The 1,012-nt window shown below is 35.1% G+C and carries 1 protein-coding gene; it reads left to right on the top strand.

Annotated elements, in window-relative coordinates:
* Positions 1 to 262: 262 nt before the first annotated feature.
* On the top strand, positions 263 to 1,012 hold a 750-nt coding region (locus H7C19_RS34100), incomplete at its 3' end, for a transposase family protein (protein WP_185673548.1).

Here is a 1,012-nt window from a genome sequence, read left to right as displayed (position 1 = left end):
ATCCAGCACTTTATGGGGAGACTCGTGTTTATGGGGAAGTTTACGCGGTGCCTGATCCTACAGCTCTGAGGAGTAAAAATTTTTCGTGATAATTTAACTATTCCCCCCCCCAAAAATGCGGCTAAATATGTAATAATTTAAATAATTAGAGCTTGCTGGACGAATATTTTGGCATGGCTTAGTGACAAGTCGAATACAAGCTAAAATTTGATTCGTTCAGCAAGCCCTAATTAAACTTGGCTGTTTTGAGGGGGTTTTTATTTTGGTTACTAGAAAAGAAAAAAGAAATCGTGAAAAAGAAGCAAATTATTTTTTTGAGTTCCTTAAAATTCAGAAGCATTTTTTCAGAGACCTGATGAATAACCTAAAAAAGGTAGCAGACCACCGACATCAAAGCTATATCACTTATGGTCCAGAGGTCCTTTTATTTACGATGATGTTGAAAAATATGACCGGCCTAAAATCCATGAGAAACATGAGTGAGAGTTTTAATAAAGAAGAATGTATTAAAAATGTAGGGAAGGTGTTAGGCTTAGATTCTCTTGAAGAACTTCCACATTATGATACAATTAACGACTTTTTATCTGGCTTAGATGTAAATGAATTAGAAAAAATTAGAACGTATATGATTAAAGAATTATTGAAAAAAAGGTCTCTCGAGTCTTATCGAATTGAAGGAAAGTACTGGGGTGTCATCATTGATGGAACTGGATTACACACCTTTCATAAGAAACATTGTAAACACTGCCTGAGACGGGCATATACAAATAAAGAAACAGGAGAAACGAACGTACTTTATATGCACCATGTACTTGAAGCCAAGCTTGTCGTGGGGGATATGGTCTTCAGTATTGCCTCCGAATTTATCGAAAATGAATCAGAAAATGTTTCTAAGCAAGATTGTGAATTAAAAGCCTTCGACAGGCTGGCAAAGAAAATAAAAAAAATATTTAAAAGACTACCGATTTGTATCTTGGGAGATAGTCTCTATGCATGTGAAACGGTATTTAAT

The sequence above is a fragment of the Cohnella nanjingensis genome, from assembly GCF_014212125.1.
Taxonomy (GTDB): domain Bacteria; phylum Bacillota; class Bacilli; order Paenibacillales; family Paenibacillaceae; genus Cohnella; species Cohnella nanjingensis.
Note: the sequence above shows the minus strand (reverse complement) of the source record. Positions and strands in the feature narration are given on the sequence as shown.